We start from the raw sequence: 24,580 nt of genomic DNA on the forward strand, positions 1-24,580 counted from the left end.
AAACGCGTGTGAAAAACTAAGTTTTCCACACGCGTTTTACTCCCGGCAATGACCAGCCTGATGCACGGGATCAGGCAAAATCCTTGATCGTCTCCGGCTCGATCAACACCATGTTTTCATTGGCGCCCAGCCAGATCTGCCCGTCCTGGATCGTGCATTGCAGCTGCATGGTGCGCTGGGCCAGCGCGGCCAGGGCCTGGCTGGCCTCGGCGGGGATATTGATGACCTTGAGGTTCTTGGCGCGGTCCACGCGGCTGCCGGTCTGGTTCCACCAGATGTTGGAAGTGCTGCTGTAGCTGTAGACCAGCACCTGTTCAGCGCGGCCGCAGGCCTTGAGGATGGCGCGGTCGTCCGGCTGGCCGACTTCGATCCACAGTTCGATGGCCCCGGTCAGGTCCTTCTGCCACAGGTCGGGCTCATCGGTGTCCGACAAGCCCTTGCCGAAGGCCAGCGCCTCGCTGGCATTGAGGGCGAAGGCCAGCACGCGGATCATCATGCGCTCGTCGGTCTCGGAAGGGTGGCGGGCGATGGTCAGTGCATGCTGCTGGTAGTAATGCCGATCCATGTCGGAAATCTGCAGGTCGGCCTTGAAGATGGTGGATTTGAGCGCCATGAAATCTGTTCGTGCAAGGAAAGGGCAGCCGCGCAATACCGCAATACCGGCCGCGCCGCCAAAGGTTGGCAAGCATAGCCGATCTGGCGCGGCTGTGGGCAAATGTGCTTGGAGCCTGTGGCGCATGCGACAATGCCGGTATGAGCACTTCTTCACCTTCCCCCGCTTCCCTCCCGCCCCCTCCCGCTGACGCCGAGGTCGTGGCGCTCACGCGCGCCTGGCTGGAGCAGGCCGTGATCGGCCTGAATCTGTGTCCTTTTGCAAAATCGGTCCATGTGAAGGATCAGGTCCGCTACCACGTCAGCCGGCATCAGGATTGGGATAATCTTTCAGTTGATCTGGAACAAGAACTGAGCTTTTTGGCAAAGGCCGACCCGGAACAGGTGGACACTACCCTCTTCATCATCCCGCTCGCATTGGCCGATTTTCTGGAATACAACGATTTCCTGGACTGGGCTGACCGCTTGCTGGAAAGAATGGAGCTGGACGGGGTGTTGCAGATCGCCAGCTTCCACCCGGATTACCAGTTTGCCGATGCCGGCGCCGACGATATCGAGAATTACAGCAACCGCTCGCCTTTTCCCATGCTCCATCTGTTGCGAGAAAGCAGCATCGACCGGGCCGTCGCCGCCTACCCCGATGCGGCCGCCATCTTCGAGAAAAACATGGCTACCCTGCGTAATCTCGGGCTGAGCGGCTGGAATATGTTGCCATTTGTCGTATCAAAAAGACAACGCTAGCAAATGAAGAAAAAATCCTGTTAATATCTGTTACAAATTTGAAAATGAGTTTCTGCAACTATTGAGAAATAGAATTTTCTGACTGCATGAAAAATGTGCAATTATTTCTATATAGACATAGAATTATTGTTGCGCTGCTTCAAGCGCATACGGTCAGAGAACAGAGATTTGATAAGAAGTATTGTTTTGAAGCCGTTCTTTGATAGGGCTTTCGATATCTTGCAGAAAAAGGCAACGCCTTCTCGGATAACGTCAGTCGCGTTTTGCAGTTTTACAAACAATTAATGCATAGGCGCAAAGCCTTCCACAAACATCTGCATAATGGAACGTCCCGATCATGACTACCCACGATACTGCTGAATCCAACTCGATTACCGATCAAGTCAACTACGATCCCAACCATCTGCTCGATGCGCTGATCGAAAAGCTGCATCTGAAGAATGATGCGGCCCTCTCGCGTGCGCTGGAAGTGGCACCGCCGGTGATCAGCAAGATCCGTCACCGCCGCCTGCCGGTGGGCGCATCGCTGCTGATCCGCATGCATGAGGTGAGCGAACTGTCGATCCGCGAACTGCGCGAACTGATGGGCGACCGCCGCGAAAAATTCCGCATCAGCGACAAGCAGTTCAAGCCCAAGCCAGGTGCAGCTCCCGGCGCACCGGCACCGGCTGGCGACATACCGGAGTAATCCGCAGCCGGCCGGGTGCCCGCGCTGCAGTCAGCGTGGCGGGCGGCATCAGACGGTTTACTTAGTTTTTGGGGGATAAAAACTAAGTCATCGCGCAGCCCGGCCATATAAAAAAACGGAGCCATTGGCTCCGTTTTTCATTGCACACCGCTGAGCGCATCAGGCCGGGAACACGCCTGTGGACAGATAGCGGTCACCCCGGTCGCAGACGATGAAGACGATGGTCGCATTCTCCAGCTGATGCGACAGGCGCACCGCCACTTCGCAGGCGCCCGCTGCCGAGATGCCGCAGAACAAGCCTTCGGTCACGGCCAGCTTGCGGGCCATGTTCTCGGCATCGGCCTGGCTGACCGACTCCACCTGGTCCACGCGCGAACGGTCGAAGATCTTGGGCAGATAGGCTTCCGGCCACTTGCGGATGCCGGGAATGGAAGAGCCCTCTTCCGGCTGCGCACCCACGATCTGCACCTGGGCATTCTGCTCCTTCAGATATTGCGACACGCCCATGATGGTGCCGGTGGTGCCCATGGCACTGACGAAGTGCGTGATGCTGCCCTTGGTATCGCGCCAGATCTCGGGGCCGGTGGTCTCGTAGTGGGCCAGCGGATTGTCGGGATTGGCGAACTGGTCGAGGATCAGGCCTTCGCCATTCTTCTGCATCTGCTCGGCCAGGTCGCGCGCGTATTCCATGCCGCCGCTCTTGGGCGTGAGCACGATCCTGGCGCCATAGGCAGCCATGCTCTGGCGACGCTCTTCGGAAAGGTTCTCCGGCATCAGCAGCACCATCTTGTAGCCGCGCATGGCCGCCACCATTGCCAGGGCGATGCCGGTATTGCCGCTGGTGGCTTCGATGAGGGTATCGCCCGGCTTGATCTGGCCACGCGCCTCGGCACGGGTAATCATGGAATAGGCCGCACGGTCCTTGACGGAGCCGGCCGGATTGTTGCCCTCCAGCTTGCCGAGGATGAGGTTGTTGCGGCGCTTGGCTTCTTCGCCGCCGATGCGCGGCAACTGGATCAGCGGGGTGTTGCCGATGGTGGATTCGATGGTCGGATAAGACATCTGCTTGGCTTCCTTGCGCAGGCGTGCCGGGGCACGGGGCGATCTTTGGTCGAAAGGGGCATTCTAATATGACTGCTGCGCATATGTTGTCAGGCCGACCTAACAAGATGCTTATAAGGATATAGCCAAATCATTTAAAGGGATGTTGCCCTGTCCGCCCACCGGCGATGCCCTACACTCACTGTATTGGGCACGTCCCCATCACAACTCCAACAGGGCGTACTCATCGGCAAGCGGCTGCGCAACCATGGAGACGACATGCACACCCACGACATCACCAACCAGGTCCCCGACCTGTGCGACTACAACCTCTACCACAGCGACCTTGCCCTGACCGAGGCCGTGCACCGCGAAGGCGCGCACTGGCACGACGGCCCGCTCGCCAGCCAGGGCGAACTGCTGGGCAAGGCCGAGATGAGCGAACTGGCCGCGCTGGCCAATACGCATGCACCGGTGCTGCACACGCATGACCGCACCGGCCATCGCATCGACGTGGTGGAGTTCCACCCGGCCTGGCATACGCTCCTGGAACAGCTGCGCCGCGCCGGCTTGCATGCGCTGCCGTGGATGCAGCCGGGTGATGGCGCACACGCGGCACGGGCCGCAGGATATTTCCTGCACGCCCAGGTGGAGGCCGGTTCGCTCTGCCCGACCACCATGACCTTCGCCGCCATTCCGGTATTGCAGCAGGAACCGGCCTTGTTCGATCAACTGCGCAGCCGCCTCTACTCGCGCGAGCACGACGGGCGCGACCTGCCGATGACGCAGAAGCGCTCCATCCTGATCGGCATGGGCATGACCGAGAAACAGGGCGGCTCGGACGTGCGCAGCAATGCCTCCATCGCCATGCCGGCCGATCCCCTGGATGAGGGGCGCGGCAAGGCTTATCTGCTGTCCGGTCACAAGTGGTTCTTCTCGGCGCCGATGTGCGATGCGCACCTGATGCTGGCGCGTACCGAGAATGGCCTGTCCTGTTTCTTCGTGCCGCGCTGGCTGCCCGATGGCACACGCAATCCGGTACTGATCCAGCGCCTCAAGGACAAGCTCGGCAACCGTTCCAACAGCAGCAGCGAGGTCGAATTCGAAGAAGCCATGGGCATCATGGTCGGCGAAGACGGACGCGGCATCCCCACCATCATCGAGATGGCCAACCACACGCGCCTGGATTGCGTCATCGGCAGCGCCGCCCTGATGCGCCAGGCGCTGGTGCAGGCGCTGCACCACGCGCGCCACCGCAGCGCCTTCGGCCGCCTGCTGGCCGGGCAGCCCATCATGCGCGCCGTGCTGGCCGACCTGGCACTGGAAAGCGAGGCCGCCACCATGCTGATGCTGCGCCTGGCACATGCCTTCGACGCGCCCGATGATCCGCTGCAGCGTGCCTGGAAACGCATCGTCACGCCCGCCGCCAAGTTCTGGATCTGCAAGCGTGCGCTCGAATTCACCGGCGAATGCATGGAAGTCTGGGGCGGCAACGGCTATGTGGAAACCGGTCCGATGGCGCGTCTTTACCGGGAAGCACCGGTCAATTCGATCTGGGAAGGATCAGGCAACGTGATGTGCCTGGACGTGCTGCGCGCGATGACCCGAGAGACCGAAGGCTTTGCGCAGTTGCTGATGGAACTGGACGACGCCGCCACCGCGCATCCCGCACTGGCGCTGCGTATGCGTGCGCTCAAGCAGATGCTCGCGGCCCCCGACGAAGAACGCGAAGCCTGCGCCCGCCGCCTGGTGCAGCAACTGGTACTGGCATTGCAAGCGATGCTGATGCTGCGTCACGCACCGCAAGGATCGGCCGATGCCTTCCTCGCCAGCCGCAGCGACTGCGATGGCGGCCGTGTCTACGGCACCCTGGACGGCACCAGTCTTGCCGCGCAGCAAGCGATCCTGCAGCGCGCCTGGCCTGATGTCTGAGTAGCCGCGCTCAAACCGGCAAGGACGGCATGAGCGGACTGCGCTCGGCCCAGGCCACGAAGAGCTTGCCACGGCGCGGCCGCACGCGGCGCTTCTTCATGGCCGCATAGACCAGCTCGGCCAGCGTGCGCTGTTCGGCCGGGCTCATGGTCAGCGACAGGCGATACATGCGCAGCAGCATCAGCGCATTGTTCATGAAGGCATTGTCGGCCGCATCGCTGCGCGCCAGCGCGGCCATCTGCGCGGCCAGGGTCAGCGTTTGCGTCCCTTCAGCGGCCGCTTGCGATGGCGGGCGCAGCAGTGGCGGCTCTTGCAGGGCGATGCGTTCCAGTGTCATGCGATAGGACGCCTCGACCTCGCTGGCCTCACCGACGGTCTCTCCCACGCTCACACCTGCCAGACCAGCCAACAATTTTTCCAGCGCGCTGAAACTGACGGCGTGGCCGCTCAGCTCGCCATCGCGCCAGCCAGCTCCGGCAGGGTCCAGCAGCCAGGCCAGGAAACCATGATCGAACTGCGTCATGCTGGCCGTGCGGCTGGTCAGCAGTCGCCGTGCGATGACGGCCTCTTCGCTGCTCATGCGCGCGGCATGGGACAGCGCTGCATCCACTGCCTCCCTGCTGCCCGCCGCCACCTTCGCATCACTCTGGCCGGCAGCACGCATGCTGGCCGCACCGGCACGTGCGCGGCGATAAGCGGCCAGGTCATGGGCCAGCGCATCGACGTCTTCCAATGCCATCTCATGCAGTTGCGCGTAGGCATAGGCCTCGGCCAGCAGGCGGCGGTCGCCGAAGGCGAGGAAGTCGCGCGGGCTGGCTGCCGCTGCCGCACGGCGCAGCGGCACCGGCTCGTCCTCCCGGCGCGCCACCCCGAAGACCCGTTGCAACAACACCAGATAAGCGCTGTCCTGGGCCGCGCGGGCGCTGTTGTTGACCTGGACCAGATCGGCCAGGCGCGGTGCATCGGCGATCAGTTCGGCCAGCGACGGTTCCAGGCGCGGCAACATCAGTCCGCGGATCACGCCACCGGCCAGCGCCAGCGGACCCAGCGGCAACACCAGCGTTTCCAGCATGCGCGCCAGGTCGGCCTGCTGCTGCGGCGGCAAAGTGCTTGGCGAGGACGGTGACTGCCACTGATAGAGGTCGAGGTATTGCTGCAGCAATTGCGCGTAGTTGTCCGGATACGCGGTCTGCTCCAATGCAGACAAGCTGGTATAGAACACCAGGGCCGCCGTGATGACCGGCTTCCAGTCGCCACTCTCCAGCGCGCGCTGGAACACCGGTGCCCAGAACTTCTGGTCCAGTTCGGTGCGCTGGTTGGCGGCTGCATAGCGTTCATTGACGGTGTAGGCGCCGCTCTCGTCATAGACGATGGCCGAGAGCTCGGCGCGCGTCTTGTCTGCAAACGGATTGTCTGCGCGTCCATACAAGGACTCGGTGGCCTGGCGTGCCTGGCGCAGTCGCTGCGGATCATCCGTAGGCGGCAGCTCGGCATCGGCGGCTGCGATGGCGTCGGCGCCCCGGCGTGCGGCCACCAGCCGGGCTTCGATGGCGAAGAGGGTGTTGCGCGTGATGGGAGTGCCTGCATCGAGGACCGTCCGGGCGACCGCTGGCACGCTGGCGGCCTGGGCCGCTTCGGTGGAATCGACGGCGGCTGCCGTGACGTTATCGACCGCGCTGGCCAATGCCGCCATGAGCTTGCCCTGCGCAGACAGGGAGAGGGTCACGCCTTCGTCCGGCAGGACGGCCGTCACCGCAGCCGGCGCAGCCGCCAGCGTGGAGGCTGCATCATTGCGCGGCAGGTTTTGCTGGGCCAGTTGCGTGAGCGCGTCGCGCGCCGAGATGGCCAGATCGGTTTCCATCGTCATGTTCACTCTCCTGATGCGGAGTTCTCATGACTTGGTTACGGTAAAAGATCGACAATCTTTACACTTGCAAACCGGCATCATCCAGGCGGGACGCGGCGTCTCGGCGGATCATGCGGGCAGGCATTGGCGCCCGACGCATCCGCCCGTGTGGCCGCCTGCCTATTGCGCCAGCGTGATGCGGCGCCGGTCCTGGCGCGGCAAATAATGATTGGGCGTGGTGCGCAAGGCCTTGCGGAACATGTTGGAAAACGCGCTCTGGCTGCGGTAACCCAGCGCCTGCGCCACCACACCCACGGCGTCGCCGCGCGCCAGGCGTACCAGGGCTTCGCTCAGGTGCACCTGCTGCACCCAGTGGCGAAACTGCAAACCGGTCTCCTTGGGAAAGAGCCGGATCACGGTGCGCACGCTGGCCCCACCCATGCCGGCCCAGTCGGCCAGCGAAAACTGCCGCCCCGGATCGGCCAGGATGGCTTCGCAGATCGCCTGCAGGCGGCGGTCGCGCGGCCAGGGGATCGCCACCGGAATGGCAGGCGCACGCGCCAGTTCCGACAGGATCAGTTCGGCCACATGGCCGGCCCGGCTGTGGGGCGCATAATCGCGCGGCTCGGCCAGCATGGCCAGGATCAGTTCGCGCAGCAGCACCGACACTTCCAGCAGGCGGCACTGCTCGCCGATCTCGCGCCCCTGGGCCTGCTCGATGTAGAGGGTGCGCATGCTGACCTTGCTGAGCATGAGAATCTCGTGCTCCACCCGGGGCGGTACCCACAGCGCCCGCTGCGGCGGCACCAGCCACACGCCTTGCGGGGTGCGCACCTGCATCACGCCCTCCACCGCATAGAGCAACTGGCCGCGCCGATGCGAATGCGCCGTCAGCAGGTCGCGGTAGGACAGTTCACGGGCGAAGGCCACCACGCTGCTCGGCAGGTGCTGGAAAGTATCCACTTCGGCGCTGGGGCAGACGGAGGTCAGGTGGGCACGCATGGCATTTAATCGCTAACAAGTGTCATCAGCATGAATAGGTGCCAATGATACGCTTCGAGTCCTCCTTCTGCTTGCTTGACCAGACACCATGACCAGTGCCACCGACTCCAATGCCGCCGTGCCGTCCAGCACTTCAAGCGCATCCACCGCTGCCAATGCTACTGCCGCCCTCGCCGCCCAACCGCTGGTGATGAGCATCATCCTGGCCTGCGGCGGCGCGCACCTGATCAACGACATGATCCAGGCCCTGCTGCCCTCGATCTATCCGATGCTCAAGAGCGGCTATGGCTTGAGCTTCACCCAGGTCGGGCTGATCACGCTGACCTTCCAGGTCACTGCCTCGCTGCTGCAACCCTGGATCGGCATGTATACCGACCGCCATCCGCAGCCCTGGCTGCTGCCCACCGGTGCCGTGGCCACCCTGATCGGCATCGTGCTGCTGGCACTGGCGGGCAGCTTCGGCGCCTTCCTGCTGGCGGCCGCCCTGATCGGCGTGGGCTCCTCCACCTTCCACCCGGAAGCCTCGCGCATCGCCCGCATGGCTTCGGGCGGACGCTTCGGCCTGGCGCAATCGACCTTCCAGGTGGGCGGCAACGCCGGCTCGGCCTTTGGACCGCTGCTGGCTGCGGCCATCGTGGTGCCGTATGGCCAGGGCAACGTGGCCTGGTTCGTGCTGCTGTCGGTGCTGGCCATCGTGGTGCTCTCGCGCGTGTCGCGCTGGTATCGCGGCCACCTGGCGGCCAACAAGGGCCGCGGCAAGCCGCGTGCCGCCCATACGCTGCCGCCGGCCACCGTGCGCCGCGCGCTGGTGGTGCTGGCGCTGCTGGTGTTTTCCAAGTACTTCTACATGGCCAGCTTCACCAGCTACTTCACCTTCTACCTGATCGAACGCTTCCAGATGTCGGTGGCTTCGTCCCAGCTGTACCTGTTCCTGTTCCTGGGCGCAGTGGCGGTGGGCACCTTCGTGGGCGGCCCGATTGGCGACCGCATCGGCCGCAAGCTGGTGATCTGGATCTCCATCCTGGGCGCCGCCCCCTTCGCCCTGATGCTGCCGCATGCCAACCTGTTCTGGACGGCCGTGCTGTCGGTGGTGATCGGGCTGGTCATCTCGTCGGCCTTCGCCGCCATCGTGGTCTATGCGCAGGAACTGGTGCCGGGCAAGGTCGGCATGATCGCCGGCGTGTTCTTCGGGCTGATGTTCGGCTTTGGCGGCATCGGCGCGGCACTGCTGGGCCACCTGGCTGATCTCTATGGCATCGCCTGGGTCTATGGCCTGTGTGCCTTCCTGCCGCTGGCGGGGGTGCTGACGGTGCTGCTGCCGGATGTCCGCGAGCGCTGAACTTCATTGATGAAGTCGACTGCATGAATGAAAAAACGCGCTGGCCTGCAAGCCAGCGCGTTTTTCTTCATATACCTGCCTGAGCAGGCAAGGCCAGGCAGCCGTCAGGCCGCACCCAGCGGCGTGGGGGCCGCGAGCTTGCTGCGGCGGCGCCAGGCCAGGCAGCCCACCATGGCCAGGCCGGCCAGCAGCATGGCATAGGTCGAGGGTTCCGGGACCGGGGCCACGCTGCGCAGCGATACGGTGGAGGCGGAGGAGGTGAACAGGGTCAGGTTGGAGAACGCCGGTACCTGGCCCCCATTGTTGTTCCAGTTGATGGCAAAGGTGCCGGTCTGTGTTTTGCCGGCGAGCAGGGTCAGATTGTCGAACAGGAAGGAACCGGTAGCGTTGCCGGCGTGGATGCCCAGCACCAGGTCCATCTGCAGGCTCTTGCTGGAGGTGATGCTCCAGGTGCCGGACTTGCTGCCATTGGCCAGGCCGAAGGTGACCGTGATGGTGGAGCCCAGCACCGGGCTGGTGGCGCCGGTGAGCGCGCCATTGGAGCCGACCTTGCCCAGCAGGCTCCAGCTGCCGCCGAAGGTACTGCTGAACAGCGAACTGTCACCATTCTGCCCGGCCTGGGCGTTGCCGGAGGCAAGGACGAACTTGTTGGCGCTCAGGCCGCCCAGGGTCACGTCGCTGGCGCTGGCGCTGCCCACGCTGGAGCTGCTGGAACCTCCGGAACCGCCCGAGTTGCCCGAGCTGCCGCCGCCCTTGTTGTTATTCGGGGCGGCGGCAGCGATTGAACTGGCTACCAGAAGGATGGCTGCAATCAGGGTTTTCATGTTTCCTCTTTGTTGTCGAATTGATATCAGTGCGGATCTGATTTTAATCAAATGACAACAAAATACTGAGGAAAATTTACACTCTGATGTTATTTAAACAACAACATTCACAAAGCCTGTTATCTTCATTGCCCACCGGCATCACGCAAGCGGAAGAGCGCCACCACCTCGGCCAGGCGCGCTGCCTGCTCCTGCAATTGCTGCGCACCGGCGGCGGCCTCTTCCACCAGCGCCGCGTTTTGCTGGGTGGCCTGGTCCATGTGTGCCACGGCGTCGTTGGTCTGCTGGATGCCCTGGCTCTGCTCGCGGCTGGCCGAGGTAATCTCGGCCACCACGTCGCTGACCTTGCGCACGCTCTCCACGACGCTGCGAATGGTGCTGCCGGCCTGGCTGACGGTTTGCTCGCCGGCCCGCACCTGCTCCACCGAATCGCCGATCAAGACCTTGATTTCCTTGGCCGCCGTGGCCGAACGCTGGGCCAGCGAACGTACCTCGGAGGCCACCACCGCGAAGCCGCGCCCCTGCTCGCCGGCACGCGCCGCTTCCACCGCTGCATTGAGGGCCAGGATATTGGTCTGGAAGGCGATGCCATCGATCACGCTGATGATGTCCACGATCTTTTGCGAAGAGGCATTGATGGCGCTCATGGTCTGCACCACCTGTTCCACCATCGCGCCGCCCCGCCCGGCGATCTCGGAGGCCGATTTCGAGAGCTCATTGGCCTGCTGGGCGTTATCGGCATTCTGGCGCACGCTGGAGGTCAGCTCCTCCATGGCGGCGGCGGTCTGCTCAAGCGAGCTGGCCTGGGATTCGGTGCGTTGCGACAGGTCCATGTTGCCGCTGGCGATGTCGCGCGTGGCCGCGTGGATGGTGTGGCTGGCCTGGCGGATGTCGAGCATGACGTGCTCCACCTTGTCCACGAAGCGGTTGAACGCGGCGCTGATGCGCCCCAGCTCATCGGTGCTGCCGTGGGTATCGAGACGGCGGGTGAGGTCGCCATCGCCATCGGCGATTTCTTCAAGTGCCCGCTGCACCACCGACAGCCGGCGCAGCACGCGCGAAATCAGCGCACCCAGCACCAGCGCCGCCAATACCGTCACCAGCACGGCCATCACGCCCGAGCTGGCCAGCATGGCGGTCAGCGATGCCAGTGCATCGGCGCGGTCCAGCGCCACCACCAGCAGCCAGTCGGTGCCGGCCACGCGGGCGGCATAGAGCATCTGCTGGCGACCGTCCAGGGACAGTTCCTGATGGCCGTTGGCCGCCATGGCCGCCGCCAGCGATTGCGGGGTGATGGCCGCATCGAGATCGGACAAGGGTTTCAGGCGCAGCTTGTCATTCGGGTGGGCAATGATCTTGCCTCCCAGGTCGACCAGGAAGGCATGGCTGTTGGGGGTCGGCTTGATGGCCACCACGTCGGCCACTACGCTGTCCAGCAGCACGTCGGCCGCCGCCACGGCGCTGACCTGGCCATCCTTGCTGATGGCTTCGGCAAAGGTCACCAGTAGCTTGCCGGTACTGGCGCTGGTGTAGGGGGCGGTCAGCACCGGTCCCTTGGTGGCAGCAGCCAGCTGGTACCAGGGGCGCTTGGTCGGGTCGTAGTCCGGCGCGCGGCTGCGCTGCTGCGAGAACACCGCGTGCTTGTCGGCATAACCCACGTAGGCCATGTCGAAGTCCCCGGCAGTCTGCGCCGCCTTCGCGAAGGGCAGCGGCTCGGCTGCGTCGGCGGCCTGCTTGAGGGAAGTCACCACCAGTTTCTTGGCCTGGGCCCATTCGGCAATGGCCGCGGCCTGGCTTTGCGCCAGCTGGGCCATCTGGCCGTCCAGCGCGCTCATGGTGCGCGAGCGCGCGGTGAGGAAGTTGGTCAGCACGATGGCCAGCATGGCCAGCACGACGATGCCGGCACAGAGCACGATGAGCCGGGTACGCAGGGAAGTAGAAGATGTCATGGTGGTGTGAACAGAAGAAAACCGTGGATGGCCGCATGGCCCTGGTACCGGCGCGCAGCTGGCCGGCATCCGGGGCAGGATGAAATGTCGTTGTGACGCCGGCCCGGCCGGCGTGGAAGAAATGTGAACCGGTACGCCATCCGGAGCCCGGTGCGATTGCCCGCACCTCACCCCGTTCTGACGTGGCTGGCCCCCACCTCGGATTTCCCCGTGGTCTTGATGCCATCCGAGTGTTCGCAAGCGTAACAGCGGGCGGTCCGGAATTTCACAAATTCATGCACTTCCAACAAAAGCCAGATGAAGTGATGCGCGCATGCCACATTACCGGCCGGAAAGTGCCATCCCTCCCGCCCGCCTGGGCTGCCCCAAGCTTTTTGCGGATTTAAGTCTGGCTTAATTTTCGAGGCCTAAAGTAGCCACATCGGGACTCCTCTTCCCCTTGTCCGCTGCGACGACATCCAGCGGATCTTCAGCCCGTCCATCCCCCGGACGGGCTTTTTTTCGTCCCGGCACCGCCACTGAAAACCGGCAAACACGCATGTGGGTAAAATCGCAACAAACAGAAACTTTCACATATGCTCATGCATATGAGATGATTAACAACCGGCAATCCTGCCTCGCGACGCCCTCGGCGCTCCACCGCCCGCGGCCCGGGATGCCAAGTCACCAAGCCCCTCCCGGTCCGCCGGAAAGATGTACGAGAAATGTTGAAAAAAATTAAAACGGAGGATCTGGTCCTCGGCATGTATTTTTCAGGCTTTGAAGCGGCCTGGATGGATCATCCGTTCTGGAAGAACAAGTTCCTGCTCAAGAGCGACAGCGAGCTCAGGCAAGCCTACGCCAGCGGCATCCCGTATTGCTGGATCGATACGGAACGCGGCCTGGACGTGGACGAAGCGGACGATGGCGGCGATGAAACGCCCGAGGCCAGCGCCCCGGAATTACCCGATCTGCCTGAACTGCCTCCCGGCCCGGACATCGATACCACGCTGATGGACGCCGTGGCCCTGCGCGAGACCGCCAAGAAAGCCACCAAGGCCATGTTCAGCGAAGCCCGGCTGGGCAAGGCGCTGGACATGGAGCGCTGCGTCACGGTGGTGGAAGAGATTGCCGGCGCGGTCCTGCAAAGCCCCAATGGCACGCTCAGCGTGCTGCGCCTGAAGATGGCCGATGAATACACTTACCTGCACTCGGTGGCTGTTTGTGCCCTGATGGTGGCCCTGGGGCGCACCCTGGGCCTGGACGAGAACGCCTGCCGCGAAGCCGGCTTGGGCGGCTTCCTGCACGATGTGGGCAAGGCCTTCCTGTCGCATGAATTGCTCAACAAGCCCGGCAAGCTGACCGACGAGGAATTTTCCCAGATCAAGAAGCATCCCGAGCTGGGCTACAAATACCTGAGCCTGGACCCCAACGTACCCGACTACGCCCGCGACGTCTGCCTGCACCATCACGAAAAGATGGATGGCAACGGCTATCCGGATGCGCTGCGCAGCGGCCAGATCAGCCTGTATGCGCGCATGGCCGCCATTTGCGACGTGTATGACGCACTGACTTCGGACCGTCCCTACAAGCGCGCCTGGGATCCGGCCGAGGCCATTTCCAGCATGGCTTCCTGGAGCGGCCACTTCGACCGCGCCATGTTCCTGGCCTTCGTCAAGACCCTGGGCATCTATCCGGTGGGCTCCATCGTCAAGCTGGAATCGGGCCGCACCGGCTTCGTGATCCGCCAGAATGCGCAAGACCTGACGCGCCCGGTGCTGAAGGTGTTCCGCTACAACGACGACATGGAAATGAGCGACACCGAGATCCTCGACCTCATGGCCACGCCCGAAGCCGACACCATCGTCGCACGCGGCGGCGAAGAGTGGGCCCGCCTGAGCCACCTCGATGCCATGCAGTTGCTCAGTACCGGCACCCCCGCCTGAGCTCCGGCGCCAAGCTGTGTCAGCGCCGGCTCAGCCAGCGCTGACCTGGCGTATCGCCGCTTCCCACGCGTGGATGCGTTCCTGCGCCTGCTCGCGCGTGAAGTGCGGCTCGAAGGTGCGCTCCATGCGCCATTGCGAAGACAGTTCTGACAGATCGCGATAGACGCCCGTGGCCACACCGGCCAGGTAGGCCGCGCCCAGCGCCGTGGTCTCGGTCACTTGCGGACGGATCACCGGAATGCCCAGCAGGTCGGCCTGGAATTGCAGCAACAGGTTGTTGGCCGCCGCCCCGCCATCCACGCGCAATTCGGTAATGGGCGAGACCGCATCGCGCACCATCGCATTGAGCAAGGCCGTGCTCTGGAAGGCAATCGATTCCAGTGCCGCACGCGCGATGTGCGCCACCGTGCTGCCCCGGCTGAGGCCGACGATGGCTCCCTTGGCCGAGGGATTCCAGTAAGGCGCGCCCAGCCCCGTGAAGGACGGCACAAACACCACCCCGCCCGAATCTTCCACCGTGCAGGCCAGGCCTTCGACGTCGGTGGAGGTCTTGATGGCCTTCAAGCCATCGCGCAGCCACTGCACCACCGCACCGCCAATGAAGACGCTGCCCTCCAGCGCATATTGCTTGTGCGCATCGACCTGGCAGGCGGCCGTGCTGATGAGGCCGTTGTGTGAGGTCGCGCACTGGTCACCGGTATGCAGCAGCATGAAGCAGCCGGTGCCATAGGTATTCTTGGCCATGCCGGGACGCACGCAGGCCTGGCCGAACAGGGCCGACTGCTGGTCGCCGGCGATGCCGCCGATCTTCACCGCCGCGCCCAGGTGCTGCGCATCGATCTCGCCGTAAATGTGGGCCGAGGCATGGACCTCGGGCAACATGCATGCAGGAATGCCCAGCCATTGCAGCAGCTCTTCATCCCAGGCACCGGTATGGATATTCCACAGCATGGTGCGCGACGCATTGGAGAGATCGCTCACATGCAGGCGGCCACCGGTCAGGTTCCAGACCAGCCAGGAATCGACCGTGCCGAACAGCAGCTCGCCGCGCTCGGCACGCGCACGCAGGCCCTCGACGTTATCGAGGATCCAGCGCAGCTTGGTGCCGGAAAAATAAGGATCGAGCACCAGCCCGGTCTTCTTCTGGATGGCCTCGCCCAGGCCGCGTTCACGCAGCGAAGCGCACACCACTTCGGCGCGACGATCCTGCCAGACCACGGCGTTGTAGACCGGCTTGCCGGTGGCGCGCTCCCAGACCACGGTAGTCTCGCGCTGGTTGGTGATGCCCAGGGCCGTCAGCTCTTCAGCCTTGATGCCGCTTTGCGCCAGCACCTTCTGCGCGGTCTGCAACTGGCTCTGCCAGAGATCCATGGGATCGTGCTCGACCCAGCCCGGTTGCGGGAAGATCTGCGGGAATTCCTGCTGGGCGGTGGCGACGACGGCGCCGCTCTGGTCGAAGATGATGCTGCGCGAGCTGGAGGTACCCTGGTCGAGGGCGAGCAGATAAGCCATGACTGTTCCTTGCAGACGTACTGAAAAACTAAGGTTTGAAAACGGAAAGACTAAATTTTTACAACCGGAAAACTAACAAAAAAATACAACCCGAAGCACGAAAACGCCATCCCGACACCGCCGGAATGGCGCCTTTTCAAACACGATGCCAGTCAGAGCACATCAGCGTACGCGGCCATCCTTCCAGGCCTGCAACAGCTTGTCATAGGGGATGGTCTCGCCCTTGGGCTTTTCATTGGCCAGCTTGGCCCACGGTGCGCCCTTGTCGGAGAGCCAGGTGGCCGGGTCCTTCTTCGGGTTCAGCTTGGGTGCGCACTGCTTCATGCCGGCGCGCTGCAGGCGGGCCATGATACCGTCCATCTCTTCGGCCAGGTTGTCCATTGCACCTTGCGGGGTCTTCTCGCCGGAGATGGCCGAGGAGATGTTCTTCCACCACAGCTGCGCCATCTTCGGATAGTCAGGCACGTTGGTCCCGGTCGGCGTCCACGCCACCCGTGCCGGGCTGCGGTAGAACTCGATCAGGCCACCGTACTTGGCGGCGTTCTTGGTGAAGTAGTCGGAACGGATATCGGAGTCACGAATGAAGGTCACGCCGACGATGGACTTCTTCAGCGAGACGGTCTTGGAGGTCGTGAACTGCGCATACAGCCAGGCGGCGGCCATCTGGTCCGGCGGGGTGCTCTTCAGGAAGGTCCACGAACCGACGTCCTGGTAACCGTTCTGCATGCCATCCTTCCAGTACGGGCCATGCGGGCCGGGCGCCATGCGCCACTTGGGCGAACCGTCGGCGTTGACCACCGGCAGGCCCTGCTTGGTCATGCTGGCGGTGAAGGCGCTGTACCAGAAGATCTGCTGCGCGATGTGGCCTTGCGAGGGCACCGGGCCGGCTTCGGAGAAGGTCATGCCCAGCGCTTCAGGCGGGGCGTACTTCTTCATCCAGTCCAGGTACTTGGTCAGGGCGTAGACGGCAGCCGGCGAGTTGGTAGCACCACCGCGCGAGACCGAAGCGCCCACCGGGGTGCACTTGTCGTCGGCCACGCGGATACCCCACTCATCAACCGGCAAGCCGTTGGGCAGACCCTTGTCGGCGGCACCGGCCATGGACAGCCAGGCATCGGTGAAACGCCAGCCCAGCGAGGGGTCCTTCTTGCCGTAGTCCATGTGACCATAGATCTTCTTGCCATCGAGCTCCTTCACGTCATTGGTGAAGAAGGCCGCGATGTCTTCGTAGGCCGACCAGTTCTGCGGCACGCCCAGTTCATAGCCGTACTTGGCCTTGAACTTGTCCTGCAGGTCCTTGCGCGCGAACCAGTCGGCACGGAACCAGTACAGGTTGGCGAACTGCTGGTCGGGCAACTGGTAGAGCTTGCCGTCGGGCGCGGTGGTGAAGCTGGTGCCGATGAAGTCCTTCAGGTCCAGGCCGGGGTTGGTGTATTCCTTGCCGGGGCCGGCCATGTAGTCGGTCAGCACCACGGTCTGGCCATTGCGGTAGTGGGTACCGATCAGGTCGGAATCGTTGACCCAGCCGTCATAGATGGACTTGCCCGATTGCAGCGAGGTCTGCATCTTTTCCACCACGTCGCCTTCCTGGATCACGTCGTGGATGACCTTGATGCCGGTGATTTCCTCGAAGGCCTTGGCCAGGGTCTTGGACTCGTAGGCGTGCGTATCCAGGGTCTCCGAGACCACGTGGATTTCCTTGACGCCCTTGGCCTTGAGCTTGGCGGCGGCGTCGATGAACCATTGCATCTCGCTGACCTGTTGCGGACGCGAGAGCGTGCTGGGCTGGAACTCCGCATCCACCCATTTTTCGGCCGCCTTGATGTCGGCCCAGGCATTACCGGCCACCCCGGCCATGGCCATGGCGGCGACCAGCACGGTCAGTTTGATTTTCCGCATGTTCTGCATCATGTCTCCTCGTCACCTTCCCCTGAATTGGCGTGCCGGGTAGGGAAGGAGAATCCCCGGACGTCCATTGTGATTACAGATCTGTTGCCTGCTGCTTCAACACTAAAAACTTAACCCTTGCGCATGACCAGCACCAGCGCCAGCAAACCCAGCGCGGCGGCATACCACTGATCCATATCGGTCAGCCCGACCCAGGCCAGGTTGATGTAGGCCGCGGTCAAGAGACCGATGAACAGCCGGTCACCCCGGGTGGTGCGCATGGGCAAGAAACCCTTGCGCTCAATGGTCGGCGAACGGATTTCCCACACCGTCATGCCCACCAGCATCAGCACCACGCACACGAAAAAGATCGCCACCGGTGGCGTCCACGACATCCACGACAATGCATTTCCCATGATCACACTCTCCCCATCGCGAAGCCCTTGGCGATGTGGTTGCGCACGAACCAGATCACCAACGCTCCCGGAACAATCGTCAACACGCCGGCCGCTGCCAGGATGCCCCAGTCCATCCCCGCCGCCGAAGCGGTACGGGTCATGATGGCGCTGATCGGCTTGGCATTGACCGAGGTGAGCGTACGGGCCAGCAGCAGCTCCACCCAGCTGAACATGAAGCAGAAGAAGGCCGTCACGCCCACACCCGATTTGATCAGCGGCAGGAAGATGCGCAGGAAGAAACGCGGGAAGGAGAAGCCATCAATGTAGGCCGTCTCGTCGATCTCGCGCGGCACGCCCGACATGAAGCCTTCCAGGATCCACACCGCCAGCGGCACGTTGAAGAGCATGTGCGCCAGCGCCACCGCGATGTGCGTGTCCGACAGGCCGATGGTGGAATAGAGCTGGAAGAACGGCAGCAGGAACACTGCGGGCGGCGTCATGCGGTTGGTCAGCAGCCAGAAGAACATGTGCTTGTCGCCCAGGAAGCGGTAGCGCGAGAAGGCATAGGCGGCCGGCAAGGCCACCAGCAGCGACATGACCGTGTTCATGGCCACGTAGATGATGGAGTTGATGTAACCCGAATACCACGAGGGATCGGTGAAGATCACCTTGTAGTTGTCCAGCGTGGGCGCGTTCGGCCACAGCGTGAAGACCGAGAGCGTTTCCTCGTTGGTCTTGAGCGAGGTGTTGAGCAGCCAGTACAGCGGCACCAGCGTGAAGGCGATGTAGACCAGCATCACCAGCAGGCGGGTAAAGGTCTTGTCTTGAGTCTTATTCATGTTGGCCACCCGAAGCATTGGCATTGTTGCCGGCGCTCTGCATCCAGTTGTAGAGCACGAAGGACAACAGCAGGATGATGAGGAAGTAGATCAGCGAGAAGGCGGCCGCCGGTCCGAGGTCGAACTGGCCCACGGCTTTCTGCGTGAGGTACTGGCTCAGGAAGGTGGTCGAGTTGCCAGGGCCGCCACCGGTGAGCACGAAGGGCTCGGTGTAGATCATGAAGCTGTCCATGAAGCGCAGCAGCACCGCGATCACCAGCACGCCGCGCATCTTGGGCAGCTGGATGAAACGGAACACCGCCCAGCGGCTGGCGCCATCGATCTGCGCCGCCTGGTAATAGGCATCGGGAATCGAGCGCAGCCCGGCGAAGGCCAGCAGCGCCACCAGTGGCGTCCAGTGCCAGACGTCCATCACCAGCACGGTCAGCCAGGCGTCGGCCGGATTGGAGGCATAGTTGTAGTCGATGCCCAGCAGGTTGAGCAGGTAGCCGCCCAGGCCGATGTCGGCACGGCCGAAGATCTGCCAGATGGTGCCGACCACGTTCCAGGGAATCAGCAGCGGCATGGCCAGGATCACCAGCGTGGCCGAGGATTTCCAGCCCTTGTGGGGCATGGCCAGCGCCAGGCCGATGCCCAGCGGAATCTGTACCAGCAGCACGCAGAAGGAAAAGATCAGCTGGCGCAGCAGGGCCGCATGCAGCTCGCCATCGCGCATGACCTCGCGGAACCAGTCCAGGCCCACGAAGACTTTCTGCTCGGGGCTGATGATGTCCTGCACCGAATAGTTGACCACCGTCATCAGCGGAATGATGGCCGAGAAGGCCACCGTCAGGAAGACCGGGAGGATGAAGAACCAGGCCTTGTTGTTGTAGGGCTTGTTCATGGCTTAGCGTCCTATTCTCTGGTCGTTGCTGAAGTAGATCGTCTCGGGCTTGGCCAGCCGCAGCCAGTGCGGACCGGTGGCGATCTTCATCTCGGGCGCCACGCGCGCCTTCACGCTCACGCCCTCGCACTGCGCCGTCACCAGCTGGCTGGTGCCCAGGTGCTGCACCTGGGTGATCTCGGCGCTGACCGCGCCGGCCGTGCCGGGCGCGGCCAGTTCGACGAATTCGGGACGGATGCCCAGCTTCAGTTCACCGTTGCTGTTCTTGAGCGCCTGCAATTGGGTGGCCTCGACCTGCACGCGCTGCTGGCCCAGCAGGACCGCATCGCCTTCCACGCGCACCGGGCAGAAGTTCATGCCGGGGCTGCCGATGAAATAGCCGACGAAGGTGTGATCGGGACGCAGGAACAAGGCCTCGGGCTTGCCCTGCTGCACCACCTTGCCCTCGGTCATCACCACCACTTCATCGGCGAAGGTCAGCGCTTCCACCTGGTCGTGGGTGACGTAGATGAGGGTGAGCTTCAACTGATGATGGATTTCCTTCAACTTCTGGCGCAGCTCCCACTTCATGTGGGGATCGATCACCGTCAGCGGTTCATCGAAGAGGATCGCCGCCACGTCCTTTCGCACCAGGCCCCGGCCCAGCGAAATCTTTTGCTTGGCGTCGGCCGACAGGCCGGCGGCGCGCTGCTTGAGGTCGCGGGTGAGATCGAGCATCTCGGCGATCTCGCGCACCCGCGCCTGCACTTCGCGCTCGGGCATCTTGCGGTTGCGCAAGGGGAAGGCCAGGTTGTCGAACACGCTCATGGTGTCGTACAGCACCGGGAACTGGAACACCTGGGCGATGTTGCGCTCGCGCGTGGCCATGCGGGTCATGTCGCGGCCATCGAAGAGCACCTGCCCTTCGGAGGGCTGCAGCAGGCCGGAAATGATATTGAGCAGCGTGGACTTGCCGCAGCCCGAGGGACCGAGCAAGGCGTAGGCGCCACCGTCTTCCCACACCATGTTCATGGGTTGCAGGGCGTAGTCCTTGAGGCTGGACGGGTTGCTGCCGTAGGCGTGGCCCAGGTTCTTGAATTCGATGCGGGCCATGTCAGCGAGTCTCCAGCGGAGCGCTCAACAGGCGCCCTTGTGTATCGAACAGGAAAGCCTTGGCGGCGGCGATGCTCACCTGCACCGTGCTGCCGATGGCCACTTCATGCACGCCCGACAGCTGCGCCACCAGCGGGACGTCGCCATGGCGCAGGTGCAGGTAGGTTTCGGAACCGGAGAGTTCGGCCAGGGCCACGCTGCATCCCAGGCTCACGCCGGGTGCGGTGAGCGCTTCCAGGCGCACGTCGTTGCAGCGGATGCCCAGCTTGCAGGACTGGCCTTCGGACAAGGCCAGCGGGCGTCCGGCGATTTCCAGCACGCTACCGTCGTTCATGCGGATCGCCGCCACGCCATGGGCCGAGGAGATCGCCGTGGCGTCCAGCAGGTTCATCGGCGGATCATTGAAGATCGCGGCCACCTGCGTGGAGGCCGGACTGTTGAACAGTTCCAGCGTAGGCGCGAACTGCAGCAGGCGGCCCTCGTGCATCACGGCGGTGTGCCCGCCCAGCAGCAGTGCTTCCTGCGGCTCGGTGGTGGCATAGACCACGGTGGTGTCGCCGGTGGCAAAGAGAGAAATGAGTTCGCTGCGCAATTCTTCGCGCAGCTTGTAGTCGAGGTTGACCAGCGGTTCATCCAGCAGCACCAGCGGCGCACGCTTGATGAGCGCGCGTGCCAGTGCGCAGCGCTGCTGCTGGCCGCCGGACAGTTCCAGCGGCAGGCGTTGCAGCAGATGGGCGATGTGCAGCTTCTCGGCGATCTCGTTGACGCGCTGGGTGATGGTCTGCCCGGGCTGCTTCTGCAGGCGCAGCGGCGCGGCGATGTTCTCGAACACCGTCAGGCCGGGATAGTTGATGAATTGCTGGTACACCATCGCCAGGTTGCGCTCGCGCACGCCCACCCCGGTCACGTCCTGGCCATCGACCAGCACGCGTCCTGCGGTGGGCTTGTCGAGCCCGGCGATGATGCGCATGAGCGACGTCTTGCCCGCCTGGGTCGGCCCCAGCAGGACATTGATGCCGCCTTTGGCAAGGTTCAGGTCAAGCGGGTACAGGTGCGTTTCGGCACCCACCGTCTTGGCCACTTGTTTCAGTTCCAGGGTCACGCTGTCTCCTCGCTACATTTTTTTTGATTGATGGTGTGCGACGACCTGGCTCAGTGGGGGACCGGGACGGCGGGGTCCGGCACACTGGCCAGCCACGCCTCCAATCGTCCTCTGTGCTGCGGCCCGCAGTGCAGGCCCAGCTTGCTCCTGCGCCACAGGATGTCGTCCGCGCCGCGCGCCCATTCGTGTTGCACCAGATAGCGCGCTTCGGCCTCATAGAGGCCCGGTGTCAGTTCTTCTCCCAGCGCGGCCAGGCTGTCGGCCTGGCCGATGATCTGCTCCACGCGCGAACCATAGCTTCGCGCATAGCGATGGGCAAGCTCAGCCGGCAGCCACGGATGGCGCGCCTGGAACTTGCGCAGCCAGGCATCGAAGTCGTAGCGTGCCACCATCTTGCCGGGCTGCTCCAGGTCGCCGCCGGGCAGCGGCGCACCGGCCGTCCACGGCTGGCTCGATGCACCGAGGTGCGGGGCCAGCATGGACAGCGCTTCTTCGGCCAGCTTGCGGTAGGTGGTGATCTTGCCGCCCCAGACGTTGAGCATGGGCGCGCCGGCATCGTCGCATTCGAGCAGGTAGTCGCGCGTGATGGCCGAGGCATTCTCGGCACTGTCGTCCAGCAAGGGACGCACGCCCGAGTAGGTCCACACCACGTCGGCCTGGCTGATCTGGCGCTTGAAATAACGGTTGGCCATCTCGCAGAGATACTCGATCTCCTGCGCATCGATCTCGACCTTGCCGGCATCGCCGTGGTATTCGAGATCGGTGGTACCGATCAAGGTGAATTCTTCCTGGTAGGGGATGGCGAAGATGATGCGCTTGTCCGGGTTCTGGAAGATGTAGGCGTAAGGGTGATCGAACAGGCGCTTGACCACGATGTGGCTGCCCTTGATCAGGCGCAGGCTGCGTCCGGTCTTGGCCTGCGGCACCGCCTGCGCAAAGCGCGCAGCCCAGGGTCCGGCGGCGTTGACGATGGCGCGGGCGCGCACTTCTTCCTGCTGCACGCCGCTGGCATGCTGATGTTCCAGCACCGCGTGCCAGAGGTCGCCTTCGCGGCGGGCGCTGATGCACTTGGTGCGGGTGAGGATGCGGGCGCCGTGTTCTTGCGCGTCCATCGCATTCAACACCACCAGGCGTGCATCATCGACCCAGCCATCGGAATAGACGAACCCCTTGCGGTAGTCGCCCTTGAGCGGCTGGCCAGCGGCGTGGCGGCTCAGGTTGGCCCCTTCGGAGGGCGGCAGGATCTCGCGTTTGGCCAGGTGGTCGTACATGAACAGGCCGGCGCGGATCATCCAGGCCGGGCGCTGGCTGGCGTCGTGCGGCATGACGAAGCGCAGCGGCCAGATGATGTGCGGTGCCGAGCGCAGCAGCACTTCGCGTTCCTGCAGTGCCTTGCGCACCAGCTTGAATTCGTAGTACTCGAGGTAGCGCAGGCCGCCATGGATGAGCTTGGTGCTGGCCGAGGAGGTATGCTGGGCCAGGTCATGCTGTTCGCACAGCAGCACCCGCAGGCCACGGCCGGCCGCATCGCGCGCGATGCCCGCGCCGTTGATGCCGCCGCCTACCACCAAGAGATCATATTCGAGCGTCATTCGCCGCTTCTCCGTGTTTGTTCCGTAATGAAACTGTGTTGAAACTGTATTGCTCACTGTAGTGAGGCTGTATTGCTACCGTGTTGCTGCCGGTTTCAGACTGTATTGCGCCAAGGAAAGAACCGTATTGCTGCCAGCGATGCCGGTGTATTGGTGCGCATCACCTGCTACGCCGCGCGGACTTTCCCTAGAGTTGTCAGTGCACCGTAAGATAAGCGACATCCCGAAAGTAAATCAACAATTATTTGTTGTTTTGTGTTCGTTTATGTTTTTTAATGTTCATATAGCGCCCAAAGTGTTTTCCAAAAATCAACGGATTCCCACCACCTCCATGCTCAATCCCAGGCAACAGACGCTGCTGGAATGCGTCCGCAAGCACGGCACCATTTCCGTGGAAGAGCTGGCCCAGCAACTGAACGTGACCACCCAGACCGTCCGCCGCGACGTCAAGGCCATGGTCGATGCGAGTTTGCTGGCGCGCTATCACGGCGGCGTCAGCCTGCTGTCCTCGACCGAGAACATTGCCTATCCCGAGCGCCAGGTCATGCATGCGGACGCCAAGCGCCGCATCGGCCGCACGGTGGCCGCGCGGGTGCCGGACGGCTGTTCGCTGATCCTGAACCTGGGCACCACCACCGAAGAGGTGGCGCGCGCCCTGCAGCAGCACAAGAACCTGCACGTGGTCACCAACAACCTGAACGTGGCGACCTCGCTGGCCAGCAATCCGGCGCTGGAGGTCATCATTGCCGGTGGCGTGGTGCGCGCGCGGGACCGCGGCATCGTGGGCGAGGCCACCATCGATTTCATCCGGCAGTTCAAGGTGGACATCGGCATCATCGGCATCTCCAGCATCGAGATGGATGGCGTACTGCGCGACTTCGATGCGCGCGAGGTCAAGGTGGCCCAGACCATCATCGAACAATCGCGCCAGGTCTGGCTGGTGGCCGACGCCAGCAAGTTCGGCCGGCAGGCGCTGGTGAAGATGGCGCACCTGTCGCAGATCGACGTGCTCTTCACCGATGCCCCGCCGCCGCCTGAACTGGCTGCGCTACTGGCGGAGACGGATGTGGAGGTGGTGATCGCAAAGTAAGAAGCGCAGGCTGACGGGACCTGACGCCAGCGCAAGGGAAGTCATCTGCGCCACTCCCCCCGTTCGGACTGAGCAGGCCCGTCAGGGCCGTATCGAAGGCGCTGCGAAGTGTGATCAGCGGATGGCAACAGCGCGACCGCGCCCTCGAGTTTTTCAACGATGGGCGACATGGATCAATCCATGCGCAATCATCGATTGTCGTCATTGCGGGTGCGGAGGATAGTGGCATTTGCAGGCAGGAACAACAGGCCGCCATTTCTGCACAAGCGCGCCGCCCTGCCCTTGC

General features: G+C 63.3%; 20 protein-coding genes. 6 read left to right on the top strand and 14 right to left on the bottom strand.

Annotated elements, in window-relative coordinates; all coding sequences use genetic code 11:
- Positions 1–70: 70 nt before the first annotated feature.
- A complete protein-coding gene (locus ACVC5H_RS21325) occupies positions 71–613 on the bottom strand; it encodes a YaeQ family protein (protein WP_489619727.1) in 543 nt (180 codons plus the stop codon).
- A gap of 140 nt (positions 614–753) precedes the next feature.
- Here ACVC5H_RS21325 and ACVC5H_RS21330 point away from each other — a divergent pair, with 140 nt between their 5' ends.
- A complete protein-coding gene (locus tag ACVC5H_RS21330) occupies positions 754–1,353 on the top strand; it encodes a DUF1415 domain-containing protein (RefSeq protein WP_489619728.1) in 600 nt (199 codons plus the stop codon).
- 337 nt (positions 1,354–1,690) lie between these two features.
- Positions 1,691–2,041 carry a hypothetical protein gene (locus ACVC5H_RS21335; protein ID WP_489619729.1) on the top strand — a complete coding sequence of 117 codons (351 nt, stop codon included), beginning with the start codon at positions 1,691–1,693 and terminating at the stop codon, positions 2,039–2,041.
- Positions 2,042–2,200: 159 nt separating this feature from the next.
- Here ACVC5H_RS21335 and cysM read toward each other — a convergent pair whose 3' ends face one another.
- A complete protein-coding gene (gene cysM, locus ACVC5H_RS21340) occupies positions 2,201–3,103 on the bottom strand; it encodes a cysteine synthase CysM (RefSeq protein WP_489619730.1) in 903 nt (300 codons plus the stop codon).
- 258 nt (positions 3,104–3,361) lie between these two features.
- On the opposite strand from cysM, the gene ACVC5H_RS21345 reads away from it, so the two are divergent.
- On the top strand, positions 3,362–5,014 hold the full coding sequence (locus ACVC5H_RS21345; RefSeq protein WP_489619731.1) for an isovaleryl-CoA dehydrogenase: 1,653 nt from the start codon (positions 3,362–3,364) through the stop codon (positions 5,012–5,014).
- Positions 5,015–5,024: 10 nt separating this feature from the next.
- Here the strand turns inward: ACVC5H_RS21345 and ACVC5H_RS21350 are convergent, their stop codons facing one another.
- Together ACVC5H_RS21350 and ACVC5H_RS21355 are read right to left on the bottom strand one after the other, a co-directional pair.
- Positions 5,025–6,881 (bottom strand): hypothetical protein, encoded by a 1,857-nt coding sequence (locus ACVC5H_RS21350; protein ID WP_489619732.1) that lies wholly within the window; start codon positions 6,879–6,881, stop codon positions 5,025–5,027.
- Positions 6,882–7,040: 159 nt separating this feature from the next.
- On the bottom strand, positions 7,041–7,862 hold the full coding sequence (locus ACVC5H_RS21355; protein WP_489619733.1) for an AraC family transcriptional regulator: 822 nt from the start codon (positions 7,860–7,862) through the stop codon (positions 7,041–7,043).
- 88 nt (positions 7,863–7,950) lie between these two features.
- Here ACVC5H_RS21355 and ACVC5H_RS21360 point away from each other — a divergent pair, with 88 nt between their 5' ends.
- The gene (locus ACVC5H_RS21360; protein ID WP_489619734.1) at positions 7,951–9,201 is read left to right on the top strand and encodes an MFS transporter; all 1,251 of its coding nucleotides are present in this window, start codon (positions 7,951–7,953) and stop codon (positions 9,199–9,201) included.
- Between the two features lie 104 nt (positions 9,202–9,305).
- Here ACVC5H_RS21360 and ACVC5H_RS21365 read toward each other — a convergent pair whose 3' ends face one another.
- The gene (locus tag ACVC5H_RS21365) at positions 9,306–10,025 is read right to left on the bottom strand and encodes a PEP-CTERM sorting domain-containing protein (protein WP_489619735.1); all 720 of its coding nucleotides are present in this window, start codon (positions 10,023–10,025) and stop codon (positions 9,306–9,308) included.
- A gap of 125 nt (positions 10,026–10,150) precedes the next feature.
- Entirely contained in the window at positions 10,151–11,974 is a 1,824-nt protein-coding gene (locus ACVC5H_RS21370; RefSeq protein WP_489619736.1) for a methyl-accepting chemotaxis protein, read from the bottom strand.
- 704 nt (positions 11,975–12,678) lie between these two features.
- On the opposite strand from ACVC5H_RS21370, the gene ACVC5H_RS21375 reads away from it, so the two are divergent.
- Positions 12,679–13,899 (top strand): cyclic di-GMP phosphodiesterase, encoded by a 1,221-nt coding sequence (locus ACVC5H_RS21375; RefSeq protein ID WP_489619737.1) that lies wholly within the window; start codon positions 12,679–12,681, stop codon positions 13,897–13,899.
- A gap of 30 nt (positions 13,900–13,929) precedes the next feature.
- Here ACVC5H_RS21375 and glpK read toward each other — a convergent pair whose 3' ends face one another.
- The 8 genes from glpK to glpD all read right to left on the bottom strand — a co-directional run bounded on the left by glpK (position 13,930) and on the right by glpD (position 23,204).
- Complete coding sequence (gene glpK / locus ACVC5H_RS21380; RefSeq protein WP_489619738.1) at positions 13,930–15,411, bottom strand: glycerol kinase GlpK; 1,482 nt, start codon at positions 15,409–15,411, stop codon at positions 13,930–13,932.
- Between the two features lie 162 nt (positions 15,412–15,573).
- Positions 15,574–17,322, bottom strand: a complete 1,749-nt coding sequence (locus tag ACVC5H_RS21385) for an ABC transporter substrate-binding protein (protein ID WP_489619739.1) — start codon at positions 17,320–17,322, stop codon at positions 15,574–15,576.
- Between the two features lie 107 nt (positions 17,323–17,429).
- Complete coding sequence (locus ACVC5H_RS21390; protein ID WP_489619740.1) at positions 17,430–17,714, bottom strand: DUF2160 domain-containing protein; 285 nt, start codon at positions 17,712–17,714, stop codon at positions 17,430–17,432.
- A gap of 2 nt (positions 17,715–17,716) precedes the next feature.
- Positions 17,717–18,535 carry a carbohydrate ABC transporter permease gene (locus tag ACVC5H_RS21395; protein ID WP_489619741.1) on the bottom strand — a complete coding sequence of 273 codons (819 nt, stop codon included), beginning with the start codon at positions 18,533–18,535 and terminating at the stop codon, positions 17,717–17,719.
- A complete protein-coding gene (locus tag ACVC5H_RS21400) occupies positions 18,528–19,418 on the bottom strand; it encodes a carbohydrate ABC transporter permease (protein ID WP_489619742.1) in 891 nt (296 codons plus the stop codon). The genes ACVC5H_RS21395 and ACVC5H_RS21400 overlap by 8 nt, the downstream gene beginning before the upstream one ends.
- Positions 19,419–19,421: 3 nt before the next feature.
- Positions 19,422–20,510, bottom strand: a complete 1,089-nt coding sequence (locus tag ACVC5H_RS21405) for an ABC transporter ATP-binding protein (protein WP_489619743.1) — start codon at positions 20,508–20,510, stop codon at positions 19,422–19,424.
- Position 20,511: 1 nt separating this feature from the next.
- A complete protein-coding gene (locus ACVC5H_RS21410) occupies positions 20,512–21,612 on the bottom strand; it encodes an ABC transporter ATP-binding protein (protein ID WP_489619744.1) in 1,101 nt (366 codons plus the stop codon).
- A gap of 50 nt (positions 21,613–21,662) precedes the next feature.
- A complete protein-coding gene (glpD, locus tag ACVC5H_RS21415; protein ID WP_489619745.1) occupies positions 21,663–23,204 on the bottom strand; it encodes a glycerol-3-phosphate dehydrogenase in 1,542 nt (513 codons plus the stop codon).
- Between the two features lie 331 nt (positions 23,205–23,535).
- On the opposite strand from glpD, the gene ACVC5H_RS21420 reads away from it, so the two are divergent.
- Positions 23,536–24,294 (top strand): DeoR/GlpR family DNA-binding transcription regulator, encoded by a 759-nt coding sequence (locus ACVC5H_RS21420; protein WP_489619746.1) that lies wholly within the window; start codon positions 23,536–23,538, stop codon positions 24,292–24,294.
- Positions 24,295–24,580 lie beyond the last annotated feature (286 nt).

The organism is Herbaspirillum sp. Her3, assembly GCF_057961275.1.

What these genes read in the sequence shown, in the direction of transcription:
- ACVC5H_RS21325 (WP_489619727.1), bottom strand. Translation starts at nt 613, where the DNA reads ATGGCGCTCAAATCCACCATCTTCAAGGCCGACCTGCAGATTTCCGAC.
- ACVC5H_RS21330 (WP_489619728.1), top strand. Translation starts at nt 754, where the DNA reads ATGAGCACTTCTTCACCTTCCCCCGCTTCCCTCCCGCCCCCTCCCGCT.
- ACVC5H_RS21335 (WP_489619729.1), top strand. Translation starts at nt 1,691, where the DNA reads ATGACTACCCACGATACTGCTGAATCCAACTCGATTACCGATCAAGTC.
- cysM (WP_489619730.1), bottom strand. Translation starts at nt 3,103, where the DNA reads ATGTCTTATCCGACCATCGAATCCACCATCGGCAACACCCCGCTGATC.
- ACVC5H_RS21345 (WP_489619731.1), top strand. Translation starts at nt 3,362, where the DNA reads ATGCACACCCACGACATCACCAACCAGGTCCCCGACCTGTGCGACTAC.
- ACVC5H_RS21350 (WP_489619732.1), bottom strand. Translation starts at nt 6,881, where the DNA reads ATGACGATGGAAACCGATCTGGCCATCTCGGCGCGCGACGCGCTCACG.
- ACVC5H_RS21355 (WP_489619733.1), bottom strand. Translation starts at nt 7,862, where the DNA reads ATGCGTGCCCACCTGACCTCCGTCTGCCCCAGCGCCGAAGTGGATACT.
- ACVC5H_RS21360 (WP_489619734.1), top strand. Translation starts at nt 7,951, where the DNA reads ATGACCAGTGCCACCGACTCCAATGCCGCCGTGCCGTCCAGCACTTCA.
- ACVC5H_RS21365 (WP_489619735.1), bottom strand. Translation starts at nt 10,025, where the DNA reads ATGAAAACCCTGATTGCAGCCATCCTTCTGGTAGCCAGTTCAATCGCT.
- ACVC5H_RS21370 (WP_489619736.1), bottom strand. Translation starts at nt 11,974, where the DNA reads ATGACATCTTCTACTTCCCTGCGTACCCGGCTCATCGTGCTCTGTGCC.
- ACVC5H_RS21375 (WP_489619737.1), top strand. Translation starts at nt 12,679, where the DNA reads ATGTTGAAAAAAATTAAAACGGAGGATCTGGTCCTCGGCATGTATTTT.
- glpK (WP_489619738.1), bottom strand. Translation starts at nt 15,411, where the DNA reads ATGGCTTATCTGCTCGCCCTCGACCAGGGTACCTCCAGCTCGCGCAGC.
- ACVC5H_RS21385 (WP_489619739.1), bottom strand. Translation starts at nt 17,322, where the DNA reads ATGATGCAGAACATGCGGAAAATCAAACTGACCGTGCTGGTCGCCGCC.
- ACVC5H_RS21390 (WP_489619740.1), bottom strand. Translation starts at nt 17,714, where the DNA reads ATGGGAAATGCATTGTCGTGGATGTCGTGGACGCCACCGGTGGCGATC.
- ACVC5H_RS21395 (WP_489619741.1), bottom strand. Translation starts at nt 18,535, where the DNA reads ATGAATAAGACTCAAGACAAGACCTTTACCCGCCTGCTGGTGATGCTG.
- ACVC5H_RS21400 (WP_489619742.1), bottom strand. Translation starts at nt 19,418, where the DNA reads ATGAACAAGCCCTACAACAACAAGGCCTGGTTCTTCATCCTCCCGGTC.
- ACVC5H_RS21405 (WP_489619743.1), bottom strand. Translation starts at nt 20,510, where the DNA reads ATGGCCCGCATCGAATTCAAGAACCTGGGCCACGCCTACGGCAGCAAC.
- glpD (WP_489619745.1), bottom strand. Translation starts at nt 23,204, where the DNA reads ATGACGCTCGAATATGATCTCTTGGTGGTAGGCGGCGGCATCAACGGC.
- ACVC5H_RS21420 (WP_489619746.1), top strand. Translation starts at nt 23,536, where the DNA reads ATGCTCAATCCCAGGCAACAGACGCTGCTGGAATGCGTCCGCAAGCAC.